Here is a 23627-nt window from a genome sequence, read left to right on the forward strand (position 1 = left end):
TGCAAAATCGGTCATTACCATTCCGCCACGCTGCCGTCCTCGTGGCGCCATACAGGGTTTCTCCAGTTGTGGCCTTCCGCCGCTGCCTGCCTGACCTTTTCTTCGTCGATCTCGATGCCCAGTCCCGGGCGCGTGGGGAGGGCGACATAGCCTTCCCGATAGGCGAAGATGGACGGATCGACGAGGTAGTCGAGCAGGTCGCTCCCTTGGTTGTAATGGATACCCAGACTCTGCTCCTGGATGATGGCGTTCGGCGTGCAGGCATCGACCTGCAGGGAGGCCGTGATTTTCATCCTCTCACCTGCTTTTCCAGTGCTGTGGAAAAACTCATCACCATCGGTTCGGACAGCACCTCGACATCCTCCCTCTCCAACGCTTCGGGCAAGAGGCTCCCCGAAATCCAGATGTCGCGCACATGCAGCGTATTTTCAATGCGGACGAGACGCACACGGGTCAAGTCAAACGCGTTGCACGTCTTGATCGCGGCTTTCACCGCCAGATCCCCGGTGTCGAGAAACATCGGCAGCTTGACGGTGCCGACGACCGTGCTGGTCAAGGCATTCGCGTACCCTTTGACCCAGTCGGTCTCTTCAAACACTTTGCGCGTGGTGATGTCGGCGAGGCCGATCCCGTTGGCGTTGCCGTGTGTCTTTTCCGTAAGGCCCAGCACGACCGTCCGCGTGGCTGTCACCCCGCCCGTAGCGTACGGAGTGGCAAAGCGTCCTGTAATGTTCGGGTCCATGCCGTCTCCGGAAATGTCTTTGCCGATCTCGTCAACCACCAGGACGTCGAGCGGATCAAACAAAATCTTCGGCATCAGAGCCTTGGCCTCGAGCAGCAGCTTCGGCTCCTCCTCCGCCAGCCGCTCGGCAGGGATGGCGACGGCCTTGGCCGGACGGTCAAACGCATTTTCAATCGTGCCGACGCCGAAGATGATCGGCGTGCGCGCGATCATCACCTTCGCCATTTCCATGACGTGCTCCGCCATGTACTTGAAGCCGTAGGCGTGGGCCGCCTCTGCCCCGCGCTGCTTGCCGAGCCCGATCGTGATCATTTTCATCAGCCCGCTCTCGACCGGTCCGCGAAAGGCGGTATGGGGCTTGATCCGGTTGATGACGATCACCTTGTCGGCGTGGCAGGCATTGTGATCCATGTAGATCGGCAAACCGTTTGGCAGTCTGCCGATCTCTACAACCTCCATCGTGGCACGGATCGGCGCCTCGACGAACGCTTCGGTGACGCCGAGCGCTTCCAGCACTTCCTTTTGCCCCTCTGCCGTCGCTCCCCCGTGGCTGCCCATCGCCGGGACGATAAAGGGCTGGGCGCCGGAGGCTTTCACCATGCGCACCACTTCCCGCGTGATGACGGGAATCTCGGCGACGCCGCGGCTTCCGACCGCAATCGCCACCCGATCACCCGGCGCAATGCGCGAGAGCACATCCGCTTCGGCGACCGCCTGGCGGATCGCTGCTGCCACATCAGGCAGCTCGGGTGCGTGAAAATGCTGGCGCACCTTGACCATCCGCGGCAGCTCGATTCCCTGGAGCAGTTGTTCGATCACCTGCATCGTGTGTTGCCCCCTTTAGTTGTTGCGCACCTTGGCAACTTCGTCGTACATTTCCTTGACGAGATCTTCCCCGATTTCTTTTGCGAACTTGTCGATCACGGGCTTGATGATTTCCTGCATGCGCGCCTTTTCTTCCGGCGATACGTCGTTGACCTGCATACCTGCCGCTTTCAACTCATCCAGCGCCCTCTGGTTTTCCGTAAAGTTCAGCTCACGCTCGTACTTGCCCGCTTCCTGTGCGGCGTCACGCAAAATTTGCTGTTCCTCGGCCGAAAGCTGATCCCAGAACTTTTTGCCGACGAGGAAGACGAACGGCGTGTAGACGTGCTTCGTCAGGCTAAGGTACTGCTGCACCTCGTTGTACTTGTTCGACTTGATCGTGGCGAGCGGGTTTTCCTGACCGTCGACGGTGCGGCTCTCCAGCGCGCTGAATACTTCGGAGAACGCCATCGGAGAGGGATTGGCCCCGAGTGCCTGGAACGCTTGGAGGTGCACCTCGTTTTGCATCGTGCGAATTTTCAGTCCCTGGAAGTCTTCTGCCTTCGCGACGGGATGCTTGCTGTTGGTCAGATTGCGGAAGCCGTTTTCCCAGTAGCCGAGCCCGATCAGATTATGCTCGGGCAGCTTCTCCAGCAGTTTTTGCCCAAGCGGCCCATCCAGCACGGCATGCGCTTCTTTTTCTTCATTAAATACAAACGGGAAGTCAAACATGGCGAACTCTTTGATGTCCCCGACGAGCGGCGAAGTGGACGGGATCGTGATCTCCTGCGTCCCTGCCTGCAGCGCTTCCGTCATTTTTTTGTCGTCTCCGAGCTGCGCCGCGTAGTAAGGAATAACTTTCAGCTTGCCGCCGCTCTTTTCGCTGACCAGCTCGGCAAATTTCTTCAAGCCCTGACCTTCCGGGTGATCCTCGTTCAAGCCGATCCCCGCTTTGATCGTCCGCTCTTTGATGCCGGCAGCCGCTGCAGTCGGCGAAGACGTAGCGGCACCTCCCCCGCAGCCTGCCAGGAGCAGCAATGCGGGAACTACACATGCGATAATCCACTTGCGCGTTGCTTTTTTCATACCATCATCCCCTTTTCTATTTTGGTTTTCAAAACCTACACGAGCGGCGCATAGCGATTCGTCGGCAGGCTCTCCGCAAGCTCGACGCGCCCTTTTACTTCCTGATTGACCAAATATTTCGGATATTCTCCGTGCACGAGCACGTCGATGACGCCCATCGCAGCCTTTGACCTCATTTCCGCAGCGGCTTCTTCCGAATACCAGGCCGCGTGCGGAGTGAGGATGACGTTGTCCATCGCCAGCAGCGGATTATCCGGCGCGATCGGCTCCTGCTCCGCGACATCGAGAGCCGCTCCGGCGATTTGTCCCGCCAGCAGCGCATCGATCAGCGCCCGCTCGTCGATGACCGGACCGCGCGAGGTGTTGATGATAATTGCGTCTTGCTTCATCGCGGCAAACTGCTCCGCGCCGATCATGCCTTTGGTGCCCTCAGTCAGCGGCGCATGGACCGATACGATGTCCGATACGACGCACAGCTCGTGCAGCGAGACCAGCCTCACCCCAAGCTCCGCTGCCACCGCCTCCGGCACGAACGGATCGCAGGCGACGACGTGCAGCCCGAGCGGCTTCACCTTTTGCGCCAGCGCCTGCGGGATCTTTCCAAAGCCGACCAACCCGAGCGTTTGGCCGCGCAGCCTCGTGATCGGCTGCGTCACCTTGAAATCCCAGACGCCGTTTTTCACCGCCTGATTCGCGACGACGATCTTGCGCTTCCACGCGAGGAGGAGCGCAAGCGCGTGATCCGCCACTTCGTCCATGCAGTAGTCCGGTACGTTCGCCACGCAGATGCCTTTTTCCGTAGCAGCCTGCAGGTCGATCGTGTTGACCCCCACTCCGTAGCGAGTGATCACCTTGCAGTTTTGCAGTTGCTCGATGACCTTGCGGGTGATCGGCGCGTACTGGTTGATCAGGGCATCGGCGTCGCGACAGGCGGCGATGACGTCCTCCTCCGTACGGCACTGCGCCGGCACCAGCGTAATGTGCTCGCTCGCCAGCACCTGCTCCTCATAGCGCAAATCTGCGTACTCCCAATCCGTGACGACGACTTTCCATTTTCTCGACACGCTTGCTCCTCCTTAGGTCAGCCATTTCAGCGGCACGGTCACGAGCGACGGGAACAGGATCAACAGGATCAGGATAATGACCTCCACGAGCAGGAACGGCCAGACCCCTTTCATGATGTCCTCCATGCTGATTTTCCCGACGCCGCACGCCACGTTGAGCACGGTCCCGACCGGCGGCGTCAATAGGCCGATACAGTTGTTCAAGATAAACAGGACGCCAAAGTAGATCGGATCGATCCCGGCCTTGGTGATGATCGGCATCAGAACCGGCGTCATGATCAAAATCGTCGGGGTCAAATCCATCGCGGTGCCGACCAAAAGGACGATCGCATTGATCACGATCAAAAGCAGCAGCGGACTTTCCACGAGCGGCCCCAAAAACTCAGTCAAAGTCGCCGGGATGTTCGCCACCGTAATCAGCCAGGCGGATACCATCGCAGCCGCGGCGAGGAACATGACGATGCTCGTCGTTTTGGCCGACACGACCAGGATGTGGTACAGGTCTTTGATCTTCAGCTCGCGATAGACTGCAAGTCCGATGAACAGCGCGTAAAACGCAGCGACCACGGCTGCCTCGGTCGGCGTGAACACCCCGCCGCGCAAGCCGACGATGATGATGAGGGGCAAAAGCAGCGCCCAGACGGCTCCCCGCGTCGCCTCCCAAATCTCCTTGAGCGATTTGCGCGGGTACGCTTCGTAGTTGCCTTTTCGCGTGATGATCGCCCACGTGACGATCAAGCCCACCCCGATCAACAACCCGGGAAAAATACCAGCCATGAACAGCTTGGTAATGGACAGGCCGCTGGTGACGCCGAAGATGATCATGGGAATGCTGGGAGGGATGATCGGAGCAATAATTCCTCCCGCCGCGATCAGACCAGTAGAGCGGTTCCGGTCGTAACCCGCTTTCACCATCATCGGGATCAAAATCGCCCCGAGCGCCGCGGTATCCGCCACAGCCGAACCGGACAGGCCAGCGAACAGAATGCTGCCGAGAATGGCGACGTAGCCAAGACCGCCGCGGATGTGACCGACGATCGCCAGAGCAAACGCGATAATGCGCTTGGAGATTCCCCCGGCATTCATCAATTCACCGGCGAGGATAAAAAAGGGAATCGCCATCAGCGGAAAGTTGTCTGCCCCGCTGATCAGGTTTTGCGCGATGATCTGGCTGTCGAAGATGTCCATGTACACCATCAGGGCGACACCGCTGAACAGCAGGGCGAATGCGATGGGCATGCCAAGCGCCATGACGCCCAAAAGCGAGCCGACAAAGATTCCAAGCGTCATCTACCTGCCCCCCCCCTGAGCGGCCTGTTGCTGCTCGATTGACGCCAGCATTTCATCCTCCGATTCCTTCATCCGGATGAACTCGTCCACGGATTCCTTGCCAAAGAGCACGCGGTACAGGTTGGAGACGACCACAATCGCCATGCAAATGCTCATCACAATGCCGATGCCGTACACGTAGCCGAGCGGCAAGCCTGTCGCCGGCGCCTTGCTGTCGATATTGATCAAGGTCATCTTCCAGCTGCCGTCGAGAACCAGCCACAGCACGTACAGGATGAGTCCGTTGGTGATAACAAACACGACTTTCTTCATCAGCGGCGACAGCCTTTTCACGAACATGTCTACCCCGAGATGCTCATTGTCTTTCAGCGCCCCGATGGCTCCCAGGAAAATGAGCCAGATAAACAGAAAGCGCGACATTTCTTCCGACCACGTAATCCCGGAATTGAACAAGTAGCGCAGAACGACGTTGCCGAACACGAGAATCGCCATGATGGCCAGCGAGACCGCCATGACCACATCCAGCAACGAACTGAGGGATTTGGATACTTTTCCCATCGCGCCGCTTCACCTCCTTGTGTGTTAATTGGCTTCGGCTTTGATCTTCTCTACCATTTCCTTTGCCCATGGATACGTCTGGTAGATTTCGTCATAAAGCGGTTGTACAGCATCCTCCATCGCTTTTCGGAACGACTCGTCTGGCGTGGTGAACTGGATGCCTTTCTCCATGAGGAACTTCTTGTCGTCTTCGTAGCTCTTTTCCAGCAGCTCCCACTCGTAGTCGGCCGCCGTCTTTGCCGCTTCCTCGAGAATCTTTTGCTGCCCGCTTGTCAGTTGGCTCCACAGCTTGCCGTTGATGATGTACAGATTCGGGCTGAACATGTGCTTCGATTCCAGCACATCCGACTGGACCTCATACCAGGCAGAAGCCTTGAGCGTGGCAATCGGGTTGTCCTGGCCGTCGACCACCTTTTGTTCCAGCGCCGTGAACACTTCCGAGATTGGCATCGGCGTGACGTTAGCCCCCAATAGCTGCCCCAGCTTGATGTAATTCGGGATGTTGGGCATTCGGATGCGCAAGCCTTTGAAGTCGTCGATGCTCTTGATCGGCCGGTTGCTGGAAAACATCCGGAAACCGTTGGCGCTCCAAGCCAGCGCGTGTACGCCGTGCTTTCGCTCCATCTCGTCGGTCATCTCTTTGCCGATCGGCCCTTCCAGCACTTTTTTGGCGTGCGCGAAGTCTTTGAACAGAAACGGCCACTCTCCTACCGCCATCTTCGGAATGTCCGACTGCATGATCAGCCCGGGAATGCCCATCTCGATCGTCCCGTTGCGCACGCCGTCGTAAAACTCTTTTTCCGCTCCCAACTGGCTGTTGTCGTAGATTTGCACCTGCAGGGAGCCGCCGGACTTTTCTTCCACGATCTTTTTGAATTTCTCCCGCAGCGCGATATTTTGCGGATGATCGGTGGCAAAGTAGTTGGCGACCTTCAGCACGTGCGGCTTGGCTGCGGTCGGGGCACTGCCGCCCCCGCCAGAGGCCGTGCTGCTGCCGCCCTCTCCGACACAGCCCGCCAAAGCGACGATCGTGGTGAGCAAAAAGCCCATCAGACCAGCTACACTCTTCTTTATCACCTTGCATGCCCCCAATCTGTTCAGTTTGCTATCGCTTAGCGTTTCAGTTCGGGAATCAGGTCTGGCGGCTCCTGTCCGCTGACGGCTGCGACCAGGTTTTGCGCCGCCCTCATCGCCATGTCAAAACGCGTCTGCTTCGTCGCCGATCCGATGTGCGGCAAGGTCACGACGTTCGCCATGCCGAGCAGCGGATTGTCCGGGGAAACGGGTTCCTTGGCAAACACGTCGAGCCCCGCCCCGCGAATGCGCCCTTCGCGCAGCGCTTCGATCAACGCTTCCTCGTCCACTGTCTTGCCGCGCGACGTGTTGATGAAGATCGCGGACTCCTTCATCAGGGCAAACTGCTCGCGGCCCATGAAGTGGGTCGTCTCTTCGCTCAGCGGAATCATCAGGACGACGAAATCCGACTGGCGCAAAAGCTCTTCCAGCGGGCGATAGGATACCCCCAGCCGCTCCTCCGCTTCCGGCTTTGGCCGCCGGTTGTAGTAGAGCACTTCCATCCCGAAGCCGTACTTGCCTCGCCTCGCGATGGCCTCCCCGATCCTGCCCATGCCGATGATGCCGAGCGTCTTGTGGTGCACATCCACCCCGAACAGCTGCTCGCCGCTGCCGCGCTCCCACCTGCCTTCCTTCACGTACCGGTCCAGCTCGGGCACCCGGCGGGCGGCGGACAAAATGAGCGCAAAGGCGAGGTCCGCCACCGTCTCGTCGAGGACGTACGGAGTGTTTGTGCCCAGCACGCCGCGCTCCTTCATCGCCTTCCAGTCCATGTTGTTGTAGCCGACCGAGATGTTGCTGACCACCTTCAGACGCGGTGCGCACTCGAGCAGTTCGCCGTCGATCCGCCCGCCAACGGTCAAGAGTCCTTCTGCTCCCTCCAGTTGTTCCAGCAGCTGGGAACGGGAGATCGGGCCTTTTCCTTCCCATTTCCGATACTCGCAATGTTCGGCGATATACGCCTCTACTTCCGCCGGGATGGCGGTGGAGATGTACACATATGGCTTCATGTCTTGCCTCCTCTGTCGTTTTTACACATGTGGCTCTTCGATTGGGTGTTTGACGATAAACCAGTAGCAGAGCGCCGCGCATCCGGCGATGATGCCTCCCGAGACAAAGGCGGGCAGGTACGATCCGGTCGTATCGACGATGAGTCCGGCGACGACCGGCGAGAACGCCCCGCCAAAGTAGCCGCCGAAGTTCTGGATTGAGCTGACCGAAGCGACCAGCGCAGGCGGAGCCACGTCTCCTGCCATAGCCCACGCGCTTCCGGTTATCGCTGAAATAAAGCCGAGCGCCAGCGTCATAAGTGTAAGCGTTATCACAATTCCCTGTACAAGAGGAATGAGAATGACGACGATGGCAGCGCCGATCGCACAAATGCTGATCAGGGAGCGCTTGGCATTGATCGGCGTCGTGATGCCTTTATCCACGAGCTTCTTGGTGATGTAGCCGCCGCCGATGTTGCCGCAGATGCCGCCGATCCACGGGATGCTTGCGTAAATGCCGAGCTGGGCCAGTGTGATGTGATGCACTTCAACGAGATAGAGCGGTAGGAAAATGAGGAAGATGTTCCAGATCCAGATCGTGCAGAAAAACCCGAGAATCATGCCCCAGACGCTTCGGTACGTAAACAGCGTCCGCCACCTGATCTTCGTTTGCGCAAGCCCTTGCTCGGTCCCCGAACCGTCCGCCTGGATGTACGCCCGCTCCTCGCCGGAAAGCTTGCGGCTTTTCTCCGGATTGCGGTAAAACGCGATGAAGAGGAGGGCAAACACGATGCCGACAAGCCCGGTGATGTAAAACAGGGAGCGCCACCCGAAGCTGACCAGGATCAGCACGAGAATCGGCGGAGCGATCGCCGGCCCCCACTTGGAAGACGAATCCCAAAAGCCTGTCGCAAGTCCGCGTTCTTTTTTCGGAAACCAGCTTGCGGTGATCTTGGCCGCCGTCGGGAAACACGGCGCCTCTCCGACACCGAGCAGCAACCGCGAGGCGATGAACGAGGACATCTTATTGACCGCCCCTGTCATGAACGTGGCGATGCTCCACCAGATGACCGCGATGGAGTACACCTTCTTCGCTCCGAAGCGGTCAATCAACCACCCGGACGGCAATTGCATCAAGGCGTACGACCAGGAAAACACGGTGCCGAGCAGCCCGATGTCCGTCTTGGTCAGCCCGAGCTCCTTCATCATTTCCGGCGCTGCGATGGAGAGGTTGGCGCGGTCCAGGTAGTTGATGATTCCCCCGATCAAAAGCCAAATGACCACAGTCCAGCGAAAGTTCTTCTTCGTTTCCAGCGGTAAACTTTGTTTTTGCGAAGGTACTGACGGCGTACTCATAGGATTTCCTCCTTTGGGCAGATAAGAATGGGATGTTTCTATTTGTTTTACATTATAAAACCGCGTTTTATAATGATACTTGAAAAAAGAACTCAATCCCGATGTCTGATCCGAAAGCGTTGTCAAAACGGTAAAAAGGAGAGGAACGGCGGCGAATGCAAGGAGATAGTCACCTCCAGTTGTTTTACATTATAAAACTCAGTTCTGAAAAAACGTGATTGAAAATACGCACAAACACATCTGGTGCGCAGATGGAATTATCATTCAATTCATTCTTTTCTGTTAACAATTATACTAGCGGTTGTCTGAAATCATGTCAACGAAAAAAATTCCAGTTTTCTCCTGAAAGATTGCCTGTAATGGGCAGCAAACCGACTGTCTCCACATCCCCACCGCGTCCGGACCGCTTCCGTCAAAACCGGCCTGGTGTCCGACCGGCTCCTGCTTTGGCATGCAAAAACGAGCGAGTGGCTCTGCGGCGCGGCTCGCTCATTCATTTTCCAGCGGCAACAGGACATTGACGGTCGTTCCCTTGCCCCATTCGCTTTCCAGCTGCAATTCGCCCTTGTGATGCCGGATGATTTGCTGGGTGATCATCATGCCGAGACCCGTGCCTTTTTCTTTGGTCGTGAAAAACGGATCTCCGATTTTATCCAGCTTGTCCTGGGGAATCCCGCACCCTTCGTCGATAAAGGAGAGGAACAGGTGCCGATGCTGGCGCTTCGTCACGACCTGCAGCTTGCCGCCGTCATGCATCGATTCGATGCCGTTTTTGATGAGATTGACGAACACCTGCTTCAGCTGGTTCGCATCGCAATACAGAAGCGGAAGCTGCGGCGCAAGGGACAGCTCGATCTCGACCATGCTCATGTTCGCCTGCGATTCCAGCAGTGTAACGACCTCTCTGATGAGCTGGTTGACGCATCTTTGTTCAAAATGCTCCGGCTTCGGCTTGGCGAGGACAAGCAACTCCCCCGAGATCAGTTCGATCCGCTCCAGCTCGCCTTTCATGATGTCAAAGTAGCTCTGGTCCGCCGTCGGAAACTGATGCTGGAGCAGCTGGGTAAAGCCCTTGAGCGAGGTCAGCGGGTTGCGCACTTCGTGGGCGACGGCCGCAGCCAGCTGTCCTACGACCGCCAGCTTGTCCGACTGCCGCAGGATTTCTTCTGACCGCTTTTGCCCGGAGGTGTCCCGCCAGATCGTAAAGTAGCCGGTCACCTCTCCGTTGACGATGATCGGTATGTTATGGGTGGTGACTTCGATCAGATGGCCGCTTTTATGTGCCAGTTTTTGCGAAACCGTAAAGGGCACGCCTTCCCTGACGAGCGTATTCCAGATCACGCGGGAATGCTCGTAATCGTCTTCGCTGATCAGGTCACGAAACGACAGCTGCAGCAATTCTTCCTTTTTGTAGCCCGTCAGACGCTCGAAAGCCGGATTCACTTCCTTGTAGGTGCCAGCCAGGTCAAACGCCGTGACCCCGTCCGAATTGTAGGTCATCAAGGACTGGTACCTCTGTTGGCTCTCGAGCAAAAGCTGCTCGGTCCGCTTTTGCTCCGTAATGTCCTGCGCGATCCCGCACACCCCGTCGATGGCGCCGTTTACCCGAATCGGCACGATCATCACCCGCAGCATGACTTGCTGGCCCGTCCGTGTGCGGCATCTCGCCTCGAAGTGCTGCACGGCTCCCCGGGCAGCGCTTTCAAAGTAGCGCATCGCATGCGGCAAGTCCTCCGGCTCGACATGCATCCGAAAATGCCTGTTTAACAGCTCCGCCCGGGAGTATCCGGTCAGACGCTCCATCGCCGGATTGACGCTGATGTAACAGCCATTCAAATCCAGGGCGTACATGGCATCCGAATGCTGCAAAAAGAGCGAATGGTAGTATTGCGCTTCGACTGCGTCTGCCTGCATGCCGGGAGCAGCTTCGCGGAAGAGCGCATAGACTCCTTCTTCCATCGGCAGCGCCTTGACTTCGAGCCACTTCCCGAGACGCGGAGAATATTCGTTGAATACGACTTCCTTGCCGCTCTCGGCCACTTCGTGCATTTTTTTGTAAAAGAGAGTGTCGGAAAACTTCCAGTGACGGTCATACGCGCTTTTGCCGATCAGTTCGTCACGATGGCAGTGAAACAGGAGGCATCCTTTGGCATTCACCGAAATCACGTTCCAATGGCGATCGAAAGCGATATATCCGTCACTGATGTTATCCAGAAATTGTTGTTCGTACGGTTTCCAATCTTCCGGCAGTACCATTTTCTCTCCCCCCAGGTATTCCGCTTTTTTCTCTATCTTCTCTATTGCGGTTCCATCATTATGGACTTCTGTAAAATGATGAAAAATCCTCTTTGCGTTCGAGACAGGAAAACTGCTGTCATGATGGACAGCTGCCAATGGCACAAATGCCCATCGTGTGCGGAAAAACAGGAGCGAGTCCGAAGCACAGAGACCATTTTGCAAGATCAAGTCTTGTTCATGTGAAGTTTTTCGTTTACAAATAGTTCAGACCTTAATCGCCTTGCAACTGCTTACATAAAGATGGGGAATAGAAAGGAGAAAAACCATCTTGGAAAAATATACGCTATTCTTAGATGAAATAGATTCCGGCGGGCATTTTCACCACTTTTGCTTAGCTGGTGTTGCCATGAAACTGGATGACTACCAGAAGGAAGTGATCCCTGCCGTTGAGCATGTAAAGAGGAAGTACTTTGAAGGAGATACATCTGTCGTCCTGCATGAAATGGACATTCATCGGCATAAAACGGGAACGCCGTTCAAAGTATTCCAGGATGACAGGAAGATGCAGGAATTTTGGGACGACATCAAATCGTTATTTTCCAGCCACAACTTCCATTTATTTGCCGTAGCGATTCATGAAGATCAATTAAAGGCGACTTACCCGACGAACAGGGACAAGTATATGATTGCCTTGCAGGTGATTACGGAAAATTACTTGCATTTTCTCGAAAAGGTAGACGGCAGCGGCAATATCTTTATCGAGTCAAGTAACCCTCACCCGCATCAAAAAGACGATCAACTACAGTTTCATTTTTACAACCTGAAAGCAAACGGCACCCTTTTTTTCGATCGGAGAACTTTTCAGACGAGGATCAGCACATTCAATGTCCTTTTGAAATCCGATAACAATATAGGCCTCCAGTTAGCCGATCTCATTCCAAACTCCCTGAACAGACATTTGTCAGGCAAGGATCAACGAACGCACGGGCTGATTACGATCATTCAGAAGATGGCTTACGATGGATTTATCGGCAGAAAGGACTTGTTTGGCATCAAGATTATCCCTTGACCGGCACAATACAGAAGTGTATAATGAAGTCCTGAGAACTGCGAAAGCTCTTCTTGGTTTGTGTAAACAGAATGGCGAAAGCTCTTCTGCTATAGAATTGATCGTATTCCGTATGCGTCTATTCGTGTATGAAAAAACTTATATTTGTAGGGAACTGCGAAAGCTCTTCCGCTACATCGGAAGCCAAAGGGACTGCGAAAGCTCTCTCTTTGGTGAAAAAAGCGCTCATCCGGGCGCTTTTTTATTATGCCATGAAAAACTCCCGTACAGCAAAACAGGTTTTATGATCGAACCTGTCTACTGTACGGGAGCTTCTCAAAACGCGACAGTCTCCTCTTTTGTTCCTATTCCATCGTCAAAACGACCCGGCCGTTGATTTGCCCTTTTTCCATCCGCTCGAACACTTCGTTGATCTTATCCAGCGGCTGCGTCTCGATGATGGCGCGCACTTTGCCGCGGGCGGCGAAATCGAGGGCTTCCTGCATGTCTTTGCGCGTGCCGACGATTGAGCCTTTGACGGTCACGCCATTGAGCACCGTATCGAAAATCGGGATGGGCAGCTCCGCGTTCGGCAGACCGACGACGACGAGCGAGCCGCCCCGTCTGACTGATTTGTACGCTTGCTCGAACGCTTTCTTCGTCACCGCCACGCTGATCGCGCCGTGTACGCCGCCGACCTGCTCCTGAATCGCAGCCGCCGGATCGACTACGCTGCCGTTTACCGTCAGGTCAGCGCCCAGCTCCTTCGCCAGCTTCAGCTTTTCCTCGTGGATGTCCACGGCCACGACATTGTAGCCCATCGCCTTGGCGTACTGCAGCGCGATGTGACCCAGACCGCCGATGCCGTAAATCGCGACCCACTCGCCTGGCTTCACGTTTGCAACCTTCAGCGCCTTGTACGTCGTCACGCCGGCGCACAGGATCGGTGCCGCGTCCACATCACCAAGCTCATCCGGGATGCGCGCCACGTAGGCAGCCGGAGCCACGCAGTATTCGGCGTAAGCGCCGTCAGCGGAGTAGCCTCCGTTCAACTGCTTCTGGCAAAGCGTCTCCCAGCCGGACAGGCAGTATTCACACTCGCCGCAAGCGGAGAACAGCCACGGAATCCCGACCCGATCCCCCAACTTCAAGGATGTCACGCCTTCACCCAGCTTTTCGACCACCCCTACCCCTTCATGGCCGGGGATCAGCGGCAGCTTCGGCTTGACAGGCCAGTCCCCGTGAGCCGCATGCAGGTCCGTATGGCATACGCCGCACGTCTTGATCTTGACCAGCACCTCTCCATGCCCTACCTCCGGAACGGCTACCTCCTTGATTTCCAGCTTCTTCTGAAATTCATTGACTACCGCAGCTTTCATCCCTTTTTCCTCCTCTTGTTCCACTGTGCGGCCTGGACCGCATGGATTTTGTCTTTATGCCATTTGGTTACTAGCAATCGCCGTGCCAACCTGAAAGCGCTTTATTATTGCGAGTGATTCACGCGTTTTCCTCGCCTTTGCACCTGGCGGCGAGCCGGAATTTCGGCCCAATCAGCCGAAAGATCGTCCCTCGCGCCGACCTTTTGGCTAAAAAAGGATTTTCGTTCCCTGTCGGGGTATTACTAACTAGAAGTGGAAGAGGGGGACGAAGGCATGCAAATTTCCAAATTCATGACACCGGAAATCATTTTTGGCAACCAGTCCATTGCCCAGATCGGAGAGAGCCTGCGTCGACTGGGGGCAACCCGCGTCTTTTTCGTCAGCGACCCCGGCGTCGTAGCGGCGGGCTGGGTGGAGCGGATCATGCCGATACTCGACCAGCAGCGGCTCGACTATCACTTGTGGACGGACGTTACCGCCAACCCCAAGGACTACGAGATTCACGCAGGCGTGGCGGAGTATCGGGCGCGCGAATGCAATGCCATCCTTGGCGTCGGAGGCGGCAGCGCGATTGACGCGGCGAAAGCGATCGCGCTGCTCGGCACGAACGACGGCAGCATCGTGCAGTACGAAGGCGTCGACAAGATCCGCCGCCCGCTGCCCCCGATGGTCATGGTCCCGACCACCGCCGGCTCCGGCTCGGAGGTTTCCCAATTTTCCATCATTGTCGACAGCGCGCGGAAGGTGAAAATGGCGATCATCTCCAAGTCGCTCATTCCCGACATCGCCATCATTGACCCGCAGACGCTGATGACCAAAGACAAGCAGCTCACCGCAAATACGGGCATGGACGTCCTGACCCATGCCATCGAATCGTATATTTCCCTGGCAGCCACTCCTTTGACAGAGGTGCATTCGCTGCAGGCGATGCGGCTGATCGCACGGCACCTGCGCCCTTCTGCCGCCAGCCAGTACAACGCAGAAGCGAAGCAGGCGATGGCGATGGCCAGCCTGCAGGCGGGGATTGCCTTTTCCAACGCCATCCTCGGCGCCGTGCACGCCATGTCGCACCAGCTGGGCGGCTATCTGGACGCCCCCCACGGCGAAGTGAACGCGATCCTGCTCCCGCACGTCCTCGAATACAACTACATCGCCGCCCCGGAAAAGTACCGGCAGATCGCCGAGTGTCTGGGGGAAAACACGGCGGGCCTGAGCGCCAGGGAATCTTCCCGCCTCGCCCTGAAGGCGGTGAAGGAGTTGGCACGCGACCTCGATTGTCCGGAATCGCTGTCCGCCATCGGGCTTGTTCCCGAGCAGATCGAGCTGCTCAGCGAACACGCCATTCGCGATGTGTGCATGACCACGAATCCCCGCGACATGAGCGTCCACGACGTCGCCACCCTGTTCCGCCAAGCCTTGTAGGAGGTCGACCATGCAATCCAAACAGGAAATTCTCGAAAAGCTGACCGGCATCCAGTCCTCCCGCAACAGCTACTACTCGGAGCTGACCTCTCTGTTCGAGGAGATGAAAAAGAAAAACAGGCAGCTTGCCGTCATCAACCAGCTGACGCAGCTCCAGATCAACGCTTCCTGGCCGGAAACCAGCATCTACATCGCGGCCCAGCTTGCGCAGATCCTCCCGTTTGCCCAGTTCGCGCTCACGCTTTTGCAGGGCAGCACTCTCTGCGCCTATCTCGCGCGGCAGGAAGGGGATGAGTGGCAGTGCCGGACGTTTTCGCTGCCCGTCCCGTCCGGGCAGCACGCCTTTGTCCAGACGCTGCAGACGGATGCGCTCCACCGCTCCTTCCTGGACGCGTATCCCGGCCATCGCGCGCTGTCCGTTCCCCTGTGCAGCCAGCTCAACCAGACCTTCGGCTACCTCACCCTGCTCGTGGCAGACGGACGAGCGGCGACGGATGAGGAGGCGGAGCTTTTTTCCCTGATCGCCAGCCATGCCGCCATCAGCGTGGAAAACATGCTGCTCTTCCAGGATGTGAACGAAAAGATCAAGATCGAGGCGCAGCTCGTCCAATCCGCGAAAATGGCGGCGATCGGCGAGATGGCAGCAGGGATCGCCCACGAGCTGAACAGTCCGCTCACGGCGATTCTCGGCAACTCCCAGCTGCTTTTGCGGGACATGCAGGGCAGCCCTGCCGCTCCCCTGATGAATGACATTTACCAATGCGGCGTGCGCTGCAAAAAAATCATTCAGAACCTGCTCACCTTTTCCCGGCAGGAGGAGTATTTGTTTTCCGCCATTTCCATCAACGAAGTGGTCGAGGACGCGCTCTCCCTGATCGGCTACCAGCTCTCCGTATCCGGGCTGACAGTCACCAAGGAGCTGGCGCAGCCTCCCCTGCGCTTTCGCGGGAGCCGCCACCAGATCGAGCAGATCGTCATCAACCTGCTGCTCAATGCGCGAGACGCACTCATCGGCCGGGAAGACCCGCGGATCGAGCTGCGCTCCTTTCTTGCGGAAGACGCGGACGGCAGAGCCTGCGTCGGACTTTCCGTATACGACAACGGCCAAGGCATAGCCGCCGAGCAGCTGCCGCAAATTTTTCAACCGTTCTACTCGACCAAGGAGCGGACGAAAGGAACGGGGCTTGGCCTGTCTGTCAGCCTGGGCATCGCACAGGCGCACGGCGGACGGCTGCTCGCCGAGAGCGAAGAAGGGCAGTACAGCTGTTTTACCTTGCTGCTGCCGCTGCTGCGAGAGGAGGATCAGGATGGAGAAGAAACGGATGCTGGTCGTGGACGATGAGACAGAGGTTACATCGTTTTTTACCTATTTTCTGCGGCAAAAAAACTGCGAGGTGCTCGTGGCCAATACAGGCAAGGACGTGGAGCGGCTGCTCGCCTCCCCGTCGGCAGAGATCCACGGCGCCTTGATCGATCTGAAGCTGCCGGATGCCAACGGCCTGGACCTGATGAAGCGGATCAAAGCCGTCCATCCCTCTTGCGAAGTCCTCATCATGACTGGCTACAGCACGATTAAAACGGCCGTCACCGCCATGCAGTGGGGCGCCCGCGACTACCTGGAAAAGCCGTTTGACGATCTGGACAGCCTGGAGCGGATCATCGATGCCGTGCTGGACTCGTCCACGCTGCAAGAGGACGAGCTCGCCCGCGAGGCCGCCCGGTACGGCATCCTGTATGCCCCGGACAGCCCGCTGGCAAAGGTGCTCGCCATCGCCCGGAAGCTGGCAAAAAAAGCGATCCACATCCTGATCGAAGGAGAAACCGGGACGGGCAAAGAGCTGATGGCCCGCTTCCTGCACGGTGCAAGCTCGCGCGCTGCGCAGCCGTTCGTCGCCATGAACTGCGGGGCTGTTCCCGAGTCGCTGCTGGAGAGCGAGCTGTTCGGCTACGAAAAAGGCGCGTTTACCGGCGCAGTCAAGGCGCGCAAAGGCTTGTTCGAGCTCGCTCACAACGGCACGCTGTTCCTCGACGAGATCGGTGAGGCGCCGCCCGCCATCCAGGTGAAGCTGCTGCGCACGCTGGAAACGGGCGAATACATGCGGATCGGCGCCGAGCGCGTCGGACAGAGCAACATCCGCATTCTTTCCGCTACCAACCGCGACCTGGAGCACGAGGTCGAGATGAACCGCTTTCGCCGCGACCTGCTCTACCGGCTCGAAGGGATCAAGCTGTCCATCCCGCCGCTGCGCGAGCGCATCCAGGACATCCCCGTGATCGCCCATGCGTATATCCGGAAAAAGGTCGCGGACGCAACCGAAATCGCCCCGGACGCACTGGAGCTTTTGCAACACTACGACTGGCCGGGAAACGTCCGGCAACTGATCAACGTGTTGAACCAGACGCTCGCCCTGCACGATGGCGGGCGGATTCGGGCCGAGCATCTGCCTGCCAGCTTGCGGGATAGGGCAGCCCAGCGCGCGGGCGTGCTCCTTGTGGGCAGCCAGCCTGCACTGCATCGCCTCATCGACCGCGAATGCGAGCGCTTCGTCGAGGCGATCACCCGTCATCTTTCCTCGATCGACGGCATCGATTTCGACTATCTCCTCCGCCGGATCAAACAGCTGGAGGGCGAGGTCGGCCGGACCGTCATCGAAAGAGGGCTGGCGGAAACGAAGGGGAACCGCCAGCTCCTTAGCAAAAAGCTGAACATTACGAAGCGCACGATCCGGTACATTTTAAACGAGAAGGGTTCCGGCACCAGCTCCAGCTGATCCTCGTCAGGAGGCTCGCGCTGATCGCTTTTCTCGTGACCATCTCCGGCATCTCGGTCGCCGGTATCGGCTCGGCGTTTTGGGGGCTGGTCGCCGGCGTGGCGGCGAACATGCTCCTCACCGGACGGATTCGCAGCAAGGAAAGACAGGAAGGACAGGAAGGACAGGAAGGACGAACGAAAAACCGCAAGCTCCCCCGATGCTTGCGGTTTTCGTTCGTATTCAAGTGGATCGTGAAGCCCGGTGCGTGCCGCCTGCCACCAACGCCACTTTTCCTTGCAACGGTTTCATCCTGATACGGCCTCCTCGTGAACGTGAACAAACATGACCCACAAGCACGAATTTGCTCTGCTGCATGCTGATAATCATACTCTGTTTCACGCAGTTCTACGTGTGGACCTAACAGAGCCCAACATGCTCCTTTTGCGGCACTTTGAAGTCCAACGCTGCCTGCACTAACGATACGCTTACCAAGTACTTCTATTTCTCTTCCATTACCTACGAAGAATATATTCGCTTCTATCAATCACGACCATTTTTCAGCTAACAGGTAGTCCATTCCATGTGACACGAGGACGCATAGTCCAAACAGTAGGGACATTCTGGGGCGCCCCGCTGAATACAGAGCGGCTGCGGCAAAGCCAAAGACCATGACCTTCATCACGATGCGCAGCGCTTGTGGAATTTCTACGCTTGCCTTTGGCGAAAGAAACAGCCCCCAGACCACGATGACAACCACAGGCAGCCCGATGCCCAGCACCCATTTGATCCATATAGAGGAAGGATATCGAAATCCCCAAAAACCGTATGCGATGATTGCCGCTATCTCTGACAGAAACACGAGAAGAAGGAAAAATCCATGGATCATGCCCGTCACGTACGCCCCACTCCTTTACCGGGTCTATGTACCCGCTTTCTTCTTAATCATCTATAGAAATCGGGGGGTTGTAAAGTTTTTCCTCGAAAAAAAGCTGCTACCGGTCGAATTTCCAACCCTAAAAATTACCGTCAACGCGTATCATGACGCTGTTCATGCCGGACAATTTTTGCAGTACATGCGGATGGCTGGTTTGGAGAGACCGATGACTTGGGATTGAACCATATAGATGAAACCGCAAGCCATACGAGACTTGCGGTTTCTCCCCGATTCGCTCTATTTTATGGAACTTGCGATTTTCATCAATTCTTCATAAGGCAAATCACTGATTAATTTATAGACCACACCTTTCTCCTCTTGCCACATCAAGCCGTTGAAGTGCGTCAATTCGGGATGGATGACACTGGAGCCAGACAGTTGGTAGGTATAGGCGACGCCATTCTCAAACGGGATGGCTTTCGCGTTCTTGTTCGGGTAATCGATCAATGGCACTTGATCTGCCTCTTCTTTCAGGTCTGCCTTCTTGATTTCGATGTTGAGGAGGGCATTGTCCCTATCAGGAATGTCATACATGACGAGGACATACTCATCTCCGTATGATTTCGTGTACGAGATGTTCGCTGCTTTTCCGTTTTGCGGGTACGAGGGAAGTTTGACTGGAATTCCACTCATTTCCGATGCTTGCAGGACAGTCAGATGGTTCTTGCTCTCGAAGTCCTTGATGGGAATTGCCCTTCGGATGGTGGAATAATCCCCTGTCCCCATCGATTGAGCCATTTTATCCAGTTCTTCTACATCCAATCCGCTGGCCAGCATATAGATGACTCCTTTCGCTTCTTCCCACATGAAAATATTCATCTCTCCGTATTCCTCCGGTTTTTTCCCTACGTAAGCCTTTCCTTTTGGAAAAACGGTTTCCTTCAATCCTGCCGCCTCTTTTCCAATGTCGCCTTTCCACATCTTCGCTAAAATCGGGTAGCCACCCTTCCCGAAATAAGAAACGGATACGCTTTTGTTTTCTGCACTGTACGTCAATCCAGCCAAATAGTAATTTCCCTCTGGTATATATCCTGGCAGCTTTACGGCAAAGCCAGCCAGTTTGCCCGCTTCTTCCGGAGCCAGGTCCATGTACAGCTGTTGCGGATCAAATGAATGGGACGCTTGAGCTGAAGTAACTGCTGATTGCCCCTGATTGGTCGTGGGGCTCGCAGCTGCCGCATAAATCGATACAGGATATACGCTTCCCAAGAGCATGACCGTGGCTAATACACTTATCGCCTGATTTCGTTTTTTCATTTTCCTTCACATTCCTTTCCTGTTTATGCCTTCATCCGTTCCTACCGTGAAAAAACGAAAAATCTTTCCAAAAAAATATTTTTTAAAAAATGGGTTTTGGAGAAACATTTATAACTTTATTCTGGTAGTACTTAGTGAAGTAACGTTTTTTCTTTTCTATGGAGGTATGGAATGAAGGACGATAACGATTGCGTGAGAGAGGTCCTAGCCGGAGACAAAGAAGCCTATGGTTTCCTCATTCACAAATACAAAGACAAGATCTACACACTGCTGCTGCGGATGATTCATGACGCTCAGGATGCACAGGATCTCACACAGGAGTGCTTCATCAAGGCATATCATTATCTGCACAGCTTTGATCCCGAACGAAAATTTTCATCTTGGCTATACCGGATTGCGACAAATCTATGTCTCAATGCTCTGCAAGCCCGTCAAAAGAATCAGCGGCATCCAGCCGAATGGGACGATGAGTGGCTCATCGACGAGTCTAGTCCCGAAGCCATTTTGCTGCAAAAGGAGCACATCTCTGAAATCAGGGATGTCATCCAGGAGCTTCCTGAGCATTATCGAATCGTATTGCTGCTTCGCTATCTCGAGGATATGAGCTATCAGGAGATCAGCGCTGTACTGGAAGTCCCTGTCAGCACTGTGCAAGTTAGGCTGCACAGAGCCAAATTGAATTTACGGACACGTTTCCAATCATCGTGGAAAGGGGGAAAACCAAATGAAGTGTTCTGACTGCCAAAAGCTTTTGCCCCTCTATCTTGAAAAAGAAAGCGTGCTAGTGGATAGCCAAAGCATTCAGGCACATGTCAAGTCCTGCGTTGCTTGCCGTACCCTGCTTCGCGCTCTGGAGGGAGAATCGGATACGATTGCAAAAGCCGTCGGGTTAGAGAAGCTGCCTGATTCCTTTACCCGTTCCATTCTGGATCAATTGGAGTCGTACCCAGAGCAACAACGGCTACACGTCAAGGAAATTCCCCCAGCCCCACCTCGCAAGCGAAGAAATAGCAACTGGAAACGTGCGGTCGTAGCCGCCTGCGCCGTCATTTTCCTCGGCATTACGGTCGGCACCTTTATTTCCCCTGCCTTTGCTGCGTATGTCTCATCCTTTATCAGCCGAATCGGTGGGGAACTTGGACTGAAACGTGCAGCGGAGCAAGGATATGGTATTCCGGTGAATCGGACAGTCACCGATCAGGGTATAACCCTGCGAGTCAAAGATATTGTGGCTGATCCCACGAGGCTTGTCGTGACGTATGTACTCGAAGACAATACGGGGGCAGTCCTTCCGAATTTGTTTGTCCCCGCCTACGATGGGAATCGCATCTATCTGACTGACGAAGCCGGAACGATGATCAACCGATCGCCGGATGTCTTTTCGCAAGGTGCGGGATACGCTGACTACATGTTCATGCTGAAAAGACCATCGAATAATCTGGTCGTTCACTTGGAGCTCACCAGCTTGAAACCCGCAGCGCCCAAACAGGGAAGCTGGAAGCTCGCTATCCCGGTCGATCTGTCGAAGGCCATGAAGGCCGCTACGTACATCCCGATCAAAGAAAGCTATTCCTCCTACGGAATCGACTTCACTCTGGAGGAGGTGACGTACGGTCCCAGTGCTACGCGATTCACGCTAACTACCCGCAGAACACCGGAAGAAAAGAAACGCGTGGAGGAAATCACCAAACTGCTCGTCGGGCCAGAGGGGGACCAGGAAAGTCTGGCTCTCGGGGACTATGATCTTCAGTATCGCATCGAGGACGAGGATGGACGTGTTGTAGCCGGACAGGAAAACGTATCCCCATCCGTCAACCGCCATATTTACTTCACGCCTGGGTACAGCTCTCCTCCTGAAAATGAGGAGGATGACACGTGGCGCTGGTACGGAGCGATTGTGCCTTCGGAAAAACCGGAAAAGCTGCGGTTTGTTCTCGAAGCGATCACAAAAACCGAGGCAGCCGATTTTTCCATCGCCTTTTCCCCGACCGATTTGTCGGGAGCACCTGTCACCAAGCAATATGGCGAGATTTCCAGCACCTTTACCGTTACCCGAATGACAAAGGGAACAGACCCTGAAACAAAGAAACCAGTCTGGCTCATTACCCTGTCTGGAAAATTACAGGTGTCTGACTTTCCAAAGTGGAGACTGCAAGACGAGGCTGGCCGCATCTATGATCTAAAAACCGACTACAGCACTTCGAGCATCAGCGGGAACAAGGACGAAACCTTACTGGATCAGACTTTGATTGTCGAAGGAATGTCAACCCTGCCTGAGCACTTGACCCTGTCCATGCAAACGATCAAAAAGCGGTACACAGATGTAAATTGGAAGGTGGCAATACCGCCTGATCGGGAGCATTAGCCAGGTAGTTTCTATTAGCGAATCTACTTTACACAAAAGAAGGCAGGGAACCATTATTGTCCATGAAGATGGTTCCCTGCCTCGATTTTTTCTTTGTCCTCAGAGGTGGAGGATTTTACAATCCCTGTTCCTTCGCTTAATTCCCCCCGTGCGGGCGACTGCCGTCCCGATCGCCCCGGTACCGATCATCAATGCCGTCCGTCCCCCCCTCATTTGATCCTGAAATGGTATTTCTTTTTCGAGTGTATCGCCTCAATATGACAACTGCTGTCATATTCGCTAAGATACGATGTAAGTAGATTCGCAAAGAATGGAGGAGTCTCATGCGCGCAGATCGGTTGGTTTCGATTTTGCTGCTCCTGCAAAATCACGGACGGATGACGGCCAAGGAGCTGGCAGAAAAACTGGAAGTATCCGAGCGCACGATTCACCGTGATATGGAGGCTCTCGGCATGGCGGGCGTCCCTGTTTTCGCAGAGCGGGGATCGAATGGAGGCTGGGCGCTGACCGAGGGCTATCGCACAGACCTGACGGGGCTAAAGCAGAGTGAGCTACAGTCGCTGCTGCTCGTTTCACCGACCAATCAACTGGATGACCTCGGTATGCGAGCCAGCTTTGATGCTGCCTGGCAAAAGCTGCTGGCTGCCTCACCTGCTTCCATCCGGCAAAATGCGGAGCATGCCCGCCAGCGCATTCATATTGACGGAGCTGGCTGGCATCAGGTCGAAGAGTCGTTTCCTTGCCTGGCTACCGTGCAGGAAGCCGTCTGGCAGGAGCGAGCCCTCTTTATCCGCTATCAGCGAGGAGAAGATTCGGTAGAAAGAATTGTCCATCCGCTCGGGCTGGTAGCAAAGCGCAGCACCTGGTACTTTGTTGCACATGTAGACAGCGAGCTGCGTACGTACCGGATTTCACGTTTGATTGAAGCTCACATGCTGGAGGATTCCTTTGTCCGCCCTGAAGGCTTTGATCTGGCCAGCTACTGGGAGCAGTCTACAGCTGACTTCCGTTCGAGCCTCCCCCGTTACCCCGCCCGCATCCGCGTGCTGGAAACGCTGCTCCCACGGCTCATGCAGGAGAGGTACATCCAAATAAAATCCACCCAGCCCGCAGAGTCCGGGTGGGTGGAAGCCTTCGTCCATTTTGAAACGCTGGAATCCGCATGCGAGATCGTGCTCGCCTGCGGGCCACGGATCGTGGTGCTGGAACCCGGCGAGCTGCGGGCCAGAGTCACCGCAGAGGCGGCGGCCATTCTCGGGCTGTATTGA

The 23627-nt window shown here is 55.8% G+C and carries 20 protein-coding genes and 2 pseudogenes; 9 read left to right on the forward strand and 13 right to left on the reverse strand.

Translation table 11 applies throughout. The features are described from left to right. Window positions 1-14: 14 nt before the first annotated feature. From ACFSO0_RS01650 to ACFSO0_RS01695, 10 genes and pseudogenes are all read right to left on the reverse strand, one after another. Window positions 15-287: pseudogene (locus ACFSO0_RS01650) on the reverse strand (enolase C-terminal domain-like protein); the annotation flags it as partial. A gap of 2 nt (window positions 288-289) precedes the next feature. Continuing rightward, window positions 290-1567, reverse strand: coding sequence for a nickel pincer cofactor-dependent isomerase, group 22 (locus ACFSO0_RS01655; RefSeq protein ID WP_376875363.1), 1278 nt, complete (start codon window positions 1565-1567; stop codon window positions 290-292). A 15-nt stretch (window positions 1568-1582) separates the two neighbouring features. Further along, window positions 1583-2632 (reverse strand): TRAP transporter substrate-binding protein, encoded by a 1050-nt coding sequence (locus tag ACFSO0_RS01660; RefSeq protein ID WP_376875366.1) that lies wholly within the window; start codon window positions 2630-2632, stop codon window positions 1583-1585. A 35-nt stretch (window positions 2633-2667) separates the two neighbouring features. Then, window positions 2668-3696: a C-terminal binding protein gene (locus tag ACFSO0_RS01665; RefSeq protein WP_376875369.1), complete on the reverse strand. Its 1029-nt coding sequence runs from the start codon at window positions 3694-3696 to the stop codon at window positions 2668-2670. Window positions 3697-3708: 12 nt separating this feature from the next. Beyond that, on the reverse strand, window positions 3709-4986 hold the full coding sequence (locus tag ACFSO0_RS01670; protein WP_376875372.1) for a TRAP transporter large permease: 1278 nt from the start codon (window positions 4984-4986) through the stop codon (window positions 3709-3711). Beyond that, window positions 4987-5544 carry a TRAP transporter small permease gene (locus ACFSO0_RS01675; protein ID WP_376875375.1) on the reverse strand — a complete coding sequence of 186 codons (558 nt, stop codon included), beginning with the start codon at window positions 5542-5544 and terminating at the stop codon, window positions 4987-4989. Between the two features lie 24 nt (window positions 5545-5568). Beyond that, entirely contained in the window at window positions 5569-6594 is a 1026-nt protein-coding gene (locus tag ACFSO0_RS01680; RefSeq protein ID WP_376875486.1) for a TRAP transporter substrate-binding protein, read from the reverse strand. A gap of 62 nt (window positions 6595-6656) precedes the next feature. Then, window positions 6657-7628 carry a 2-hydroxyacid dehydrogenase gene (locus tag ACFSO0_RS01685; RefSeq protein WP_376875378.1) on the reverse strand — a complete coding sequence of 324 codons (972 nt, stop codon included), beginning with the start codon at window positions 7626-7628 and terminating at the stop codon, window positions 6657-6659. A 21-nt stretch (window positions 7629-7649) separates the two neighbouring features. Further along, window positions 7650-8963 carry an MFS transporter gene (locus ACFSO0_RS01690; protein ID WP_376875381.1) on the reverse strand — a complete coding sequence of 438 codons (1314 nt, stop codon included), beginning with the start codon at window positions 8961-8963 and terminating at the stop codon, window positions 7650-7652. Window positions 8964-9452: 489 nt separating this feature from the next. After that, window positions 9453-11219 carry a PAS domain S-box protein gene (locus ACFSO0_RS01695; protein ID WP_376875384.1) on the reverse strand — a complete coding sequence of 589 codons (1767 nt, stop codon included), beginning with the start codon at window positions 11217-11219 and terminating at the stop codon, window positions 9453-9455. Window positions 11220-11529: 310 nt separating this feature from the next. On the opposite strand from ACFSO0_RS01695, the gene ACFSO0_RS01700 reads away from it, so the two are divergent. Next, window positions 11530-12270, forward strand: coding sequence for a DUF3800 domain-containing protein (locus tag ACFSO0_RS01700; protein ID WP_376875387.1), 741 nt, complete (start codon window positions 11530-11532; stop codon window positions 12268-12270). A 344-nt stretch (window positions 12271-12614) separates the two neighbouring features. On the opposite strand, the gene adhP is transcribed toward ACFSO0_RS01700, so the two are convergent. Further along, window positions 12615-13628, reverse strand: coding sequence for an alcohol dehydrogenase AdhP (gene adhP / locus ACFSO0_RS01705; protein WP_376875390.1), 1014 nt, complete (start codon window positions 13626-13628; stop codon window positions 12615-12617). 273 nt (window positions 13629-13901) lie between these two features. On the opposite strand from adhP, the gene ACFSO0_RS01710 reads away from it, so the two are divergent. The 4 genes from ACFSO0_RS01710 to ACFSO0_RS01725 are packed head-to-tail and all read left to right on the forward strand — an operon-like array spanning window position 13902 to window position 18117. After that, the gene (locus tag ACFSO0_RS01710) at window positions 13902-15050 is read left to right on the forward strand and encodes an iron-containing alcohol dehydrogenase (RefSeq protein ID WP_376875393.1); all 1149 of its coding nucleotides are present in this window, start codon (window positions 13902-13904) and stop codon (window positions 15048-15050) included. A 10-nt stretch (window positions 15051-15060) separates the two neighbouring features. Continuing rightward, window positions 15061-16392 (forward strand): sensor histidine kinase, encoded by a 1332-nt coding sequence (locus tag ACFSO0_RS01715; RefSeq protein WP_376875396.1) that lies wholly within the window; start codon window positions 15061-15063, stop codon window positions 16390-16392. Next, window positions 16358-17821 (forward strand): sigma-54-dependent transcriptional regulator, encoded by a 1464-nt coding sequence (locus ACFSO0_RS01720; RefSeq protein ID WP_376875399.1) that lies wholly within the window; start codon window positions 16358-16360, stop codon window positions 17819-17821. Before ACFSO0_RS01715 ends, ACFSO0_RS01720 begins: the two co-directional genes overlap by 35 nt. A 20-nt stretch (window positions 17822-17841) precedes the next feature. Next, complete coding sequence (locus ACFSO0_RS01725; protein WP_376875489.1) at window positions 17842-18117, forward strand: hypothetical protein; 276 nt, start codon at window positions 17842-17844, stop codon at window positions 18115-18117. A 230-nt stretch (window positions 18118-18347) separates the two neighbouring features. Here ACFSO0_RS01725 and ACFSO0_RS01730 read toward each other — a convergent pair whose 3' ends face one another. After that, the gene (locus ACFSO0_RS01730) at window positions 18348-18689 is read right to left on the reverse strand and encodes a YrdB family protein (RefSeq protein WP_376875492.1); all 342 of its coding nucleotides are present in this window, start codon (window positions 18687-18689) and stop codon (window positions 18348-18350) included. A 145-nt stretch (window positions 18690-18834) separates the two neighbouring features. Between ACFSO0_RS01730 and ACFSO0_RS01735 the strand changes: the two are divergent. Beyond that, window positions 18835-18918, forward strand: a pseudogene (locus ACFSO0_RS01735) (DinB family protein); the annotation flags it as partial. A gap of 56 nt (window positions 18919-18974) precedes the next feature. On the opposite strand, the gene ACFSO0_RS01740 reads toward ACFSO0_RS01735, so the two are convergent. Continuing rightward, on the reverse strand, window positions 18975-19994 hold the full coding sequence (locus tag ACFSO0_RS01740) for a DUF4367 domain-containing protein (RefSeq protein WP_376875402.1): 1020 nt from the start codon (window positions 19992-19994) through the stop codon (window positions 18975-18977). Between the two features lie 171 nt (window positions 19995-20165). On the opposite strand from ACFSO0_RS01740, the gene ACFSO0_RS01745 reads away from it, so the two are divergent. The 3 genes from ACFSO0_RS01745 to ACFSO0_RS01755 all read left to right on the forward strand — a co-directional run bounded on the left by ACFSO0_RS01745 (window position 20166) and on the right by ACFSO0_RS01755 (window position 23627). Next, a complete protein-coding gene (locus tag ACFSO0_RS01745; protein ID WP_376875405.1) occupies window positions 20166-20732 on the forward strand; it encodes an RNA polymerase sigma factor in 567 nt (188 codons plus the stop codon). Further along, window positions 20719-22359 (forward strand): DUF4179 domain-containing protein, encoded by a 1641-nt coding sequence (locus tag ACFSO0_RS01750; protein WP_376875408.1) that lies wholly within the window; start codon window positions 20719-20721, stop codon window positions 22357-22359. The genes ACFSO0_RS01745 and ACFSO0_RS01750 overlap by 14 nt, the downstream gene beginning before the upstream one ends. 323 nt (window positions 22360-22682) lie before the next feature. Then, entirely contained in the window at window positions 22683-23627 is a 945-nt protein-coding gene (locus ACFSO0_RS01755) for a helix-turn-helix transcriptional regulator (RefSeq protein WP_376875411.1), read from the forward strand.

This window comes from Brevibacillus sp. GCM10020057, from assembly GCF_042683565.1.
Classification (GTDB): Bacteria; Bacillota; Bacilli; order Brevibacillales; family Brevibacillaceae; genus Brevibacillus.

Coding starts and splice junctions, on each gene's coding strand:
- ACFSO0_RS01715 (WP_376875396.1), top strand. CDS start 15,061: ATGCAATCCAAACAGGAAATTCTCGAAAAGCTGACCGGCATCCAGTCC.
- ACFSO0_RS01690 (WP_376875381.1), bottom strand. CDS start 8,963: ATGAGTACGCCGTCAGTACCTTCGCAAAAACAAAGTTTACCGCTGGAA.
- ACFSO0_RS01670 (WP_376875372.1), bottom strand. CDS start 4,986: ATGACGCTTGGAATCTTTGTCGGCTCGCTTTTGGGCGTCATGGCGCTT.
- ACFSO0_RS01720 (WP_376875399.1), top strand. CDS start 16,358: ATGGAGAAGAAACGGATGCTGGTCGTGGACGATGAGACAGAGGTTACA.
- ACFSO0_RS01660 (WP_376875366.1), bottom strand. CDS start 2,632: ATGAAAAAAGCAACGCGCAAGTGGATTATCGCATGTGTAGTTCCCGCA.
- ACFSO0_RS01755 (WP_376875411.1), top strand. CDS start 22,683: ATGCGCGCAGATCGGTTGGTTTCGATTTTGCTGCTCCTGCAAAATCAC.
- ACFSO0_RS01710 (WP_376875393.1), top strand. CDS start 13,902: ATGCAAATTTCCAAATTCATGACACCGGAAATCATTTTTGGCAACCAG.
- ACFSO0_RS01680 (WP_376875486.1), bottom strand. CDS start 6,594: ATGGGCTTTTTGCTCACCACGATCGTCGCTTTGGCGGGCTGTGTCGGA.
- ACFSO0_RS01685 (WP_376875378.1), bottom strand. CDS start 7,628: ATGAAGCCATATGTGTACATCTCCACCGCCATCCCGGCGGAAGTAGAG.
- ACFSO0_RS01750 (WP_376875408.1), top strand. CDS start 20,719: ATGAAGTGTTCTGACTGCCAAAAGCTTTTGCCCCTCTATCTTGAAAAA.
- ACFSO0_RS01655 (WP_376875363.1), bottom strand. CDS start 1,567: ATGCAGGTGATCGAACAACTGCTCCAGGGAATCGAGCTGCCGCGGATG.
- ACFSO0_RS01745 (WP_376875405.1), top strand. CDS start 20,166: ATGAAGGACGATAACGATTGCGTGAGAGAGGTCCTAGCCGGAGACAAA.
- ACFSO0_RS01740 (WP_376875402.1), bottom strand. CDS start 19,994: ATGAAAAAACGAAATCAGGCGATAAGTGTATTAGCCACGGTCATGCTC.
- ACFSO0_RS01730 (WP_376875492.1), bottom strand. CDS start 18,689: ATGATCCATGGATTTTTCCTTCTTCTCGTGTTTCTGTCAGAGATAGCG.
- ACFSO0_RS01675 (WP_376875375.1), bottom strand. CDS start 5,544: ATGGGAAAAGTATCCAAATCCCTCAGTTCGTTGCTGGATGTGGTCATG.
- adhP (WP_376875390.1), bottom strand. CDS start 13,628: ATGAAAGCTGCGGTAGTCAATGAATTTCAGAAGAAGCTGGAAATCAAG.
- ACFSO0_RS01695 (WP_376875384.1), bottom strand. CDS start 11,219: ATGGTACTGCCGGAAGATTGGAAACCGTACGAACAACAATTTCTGGAT.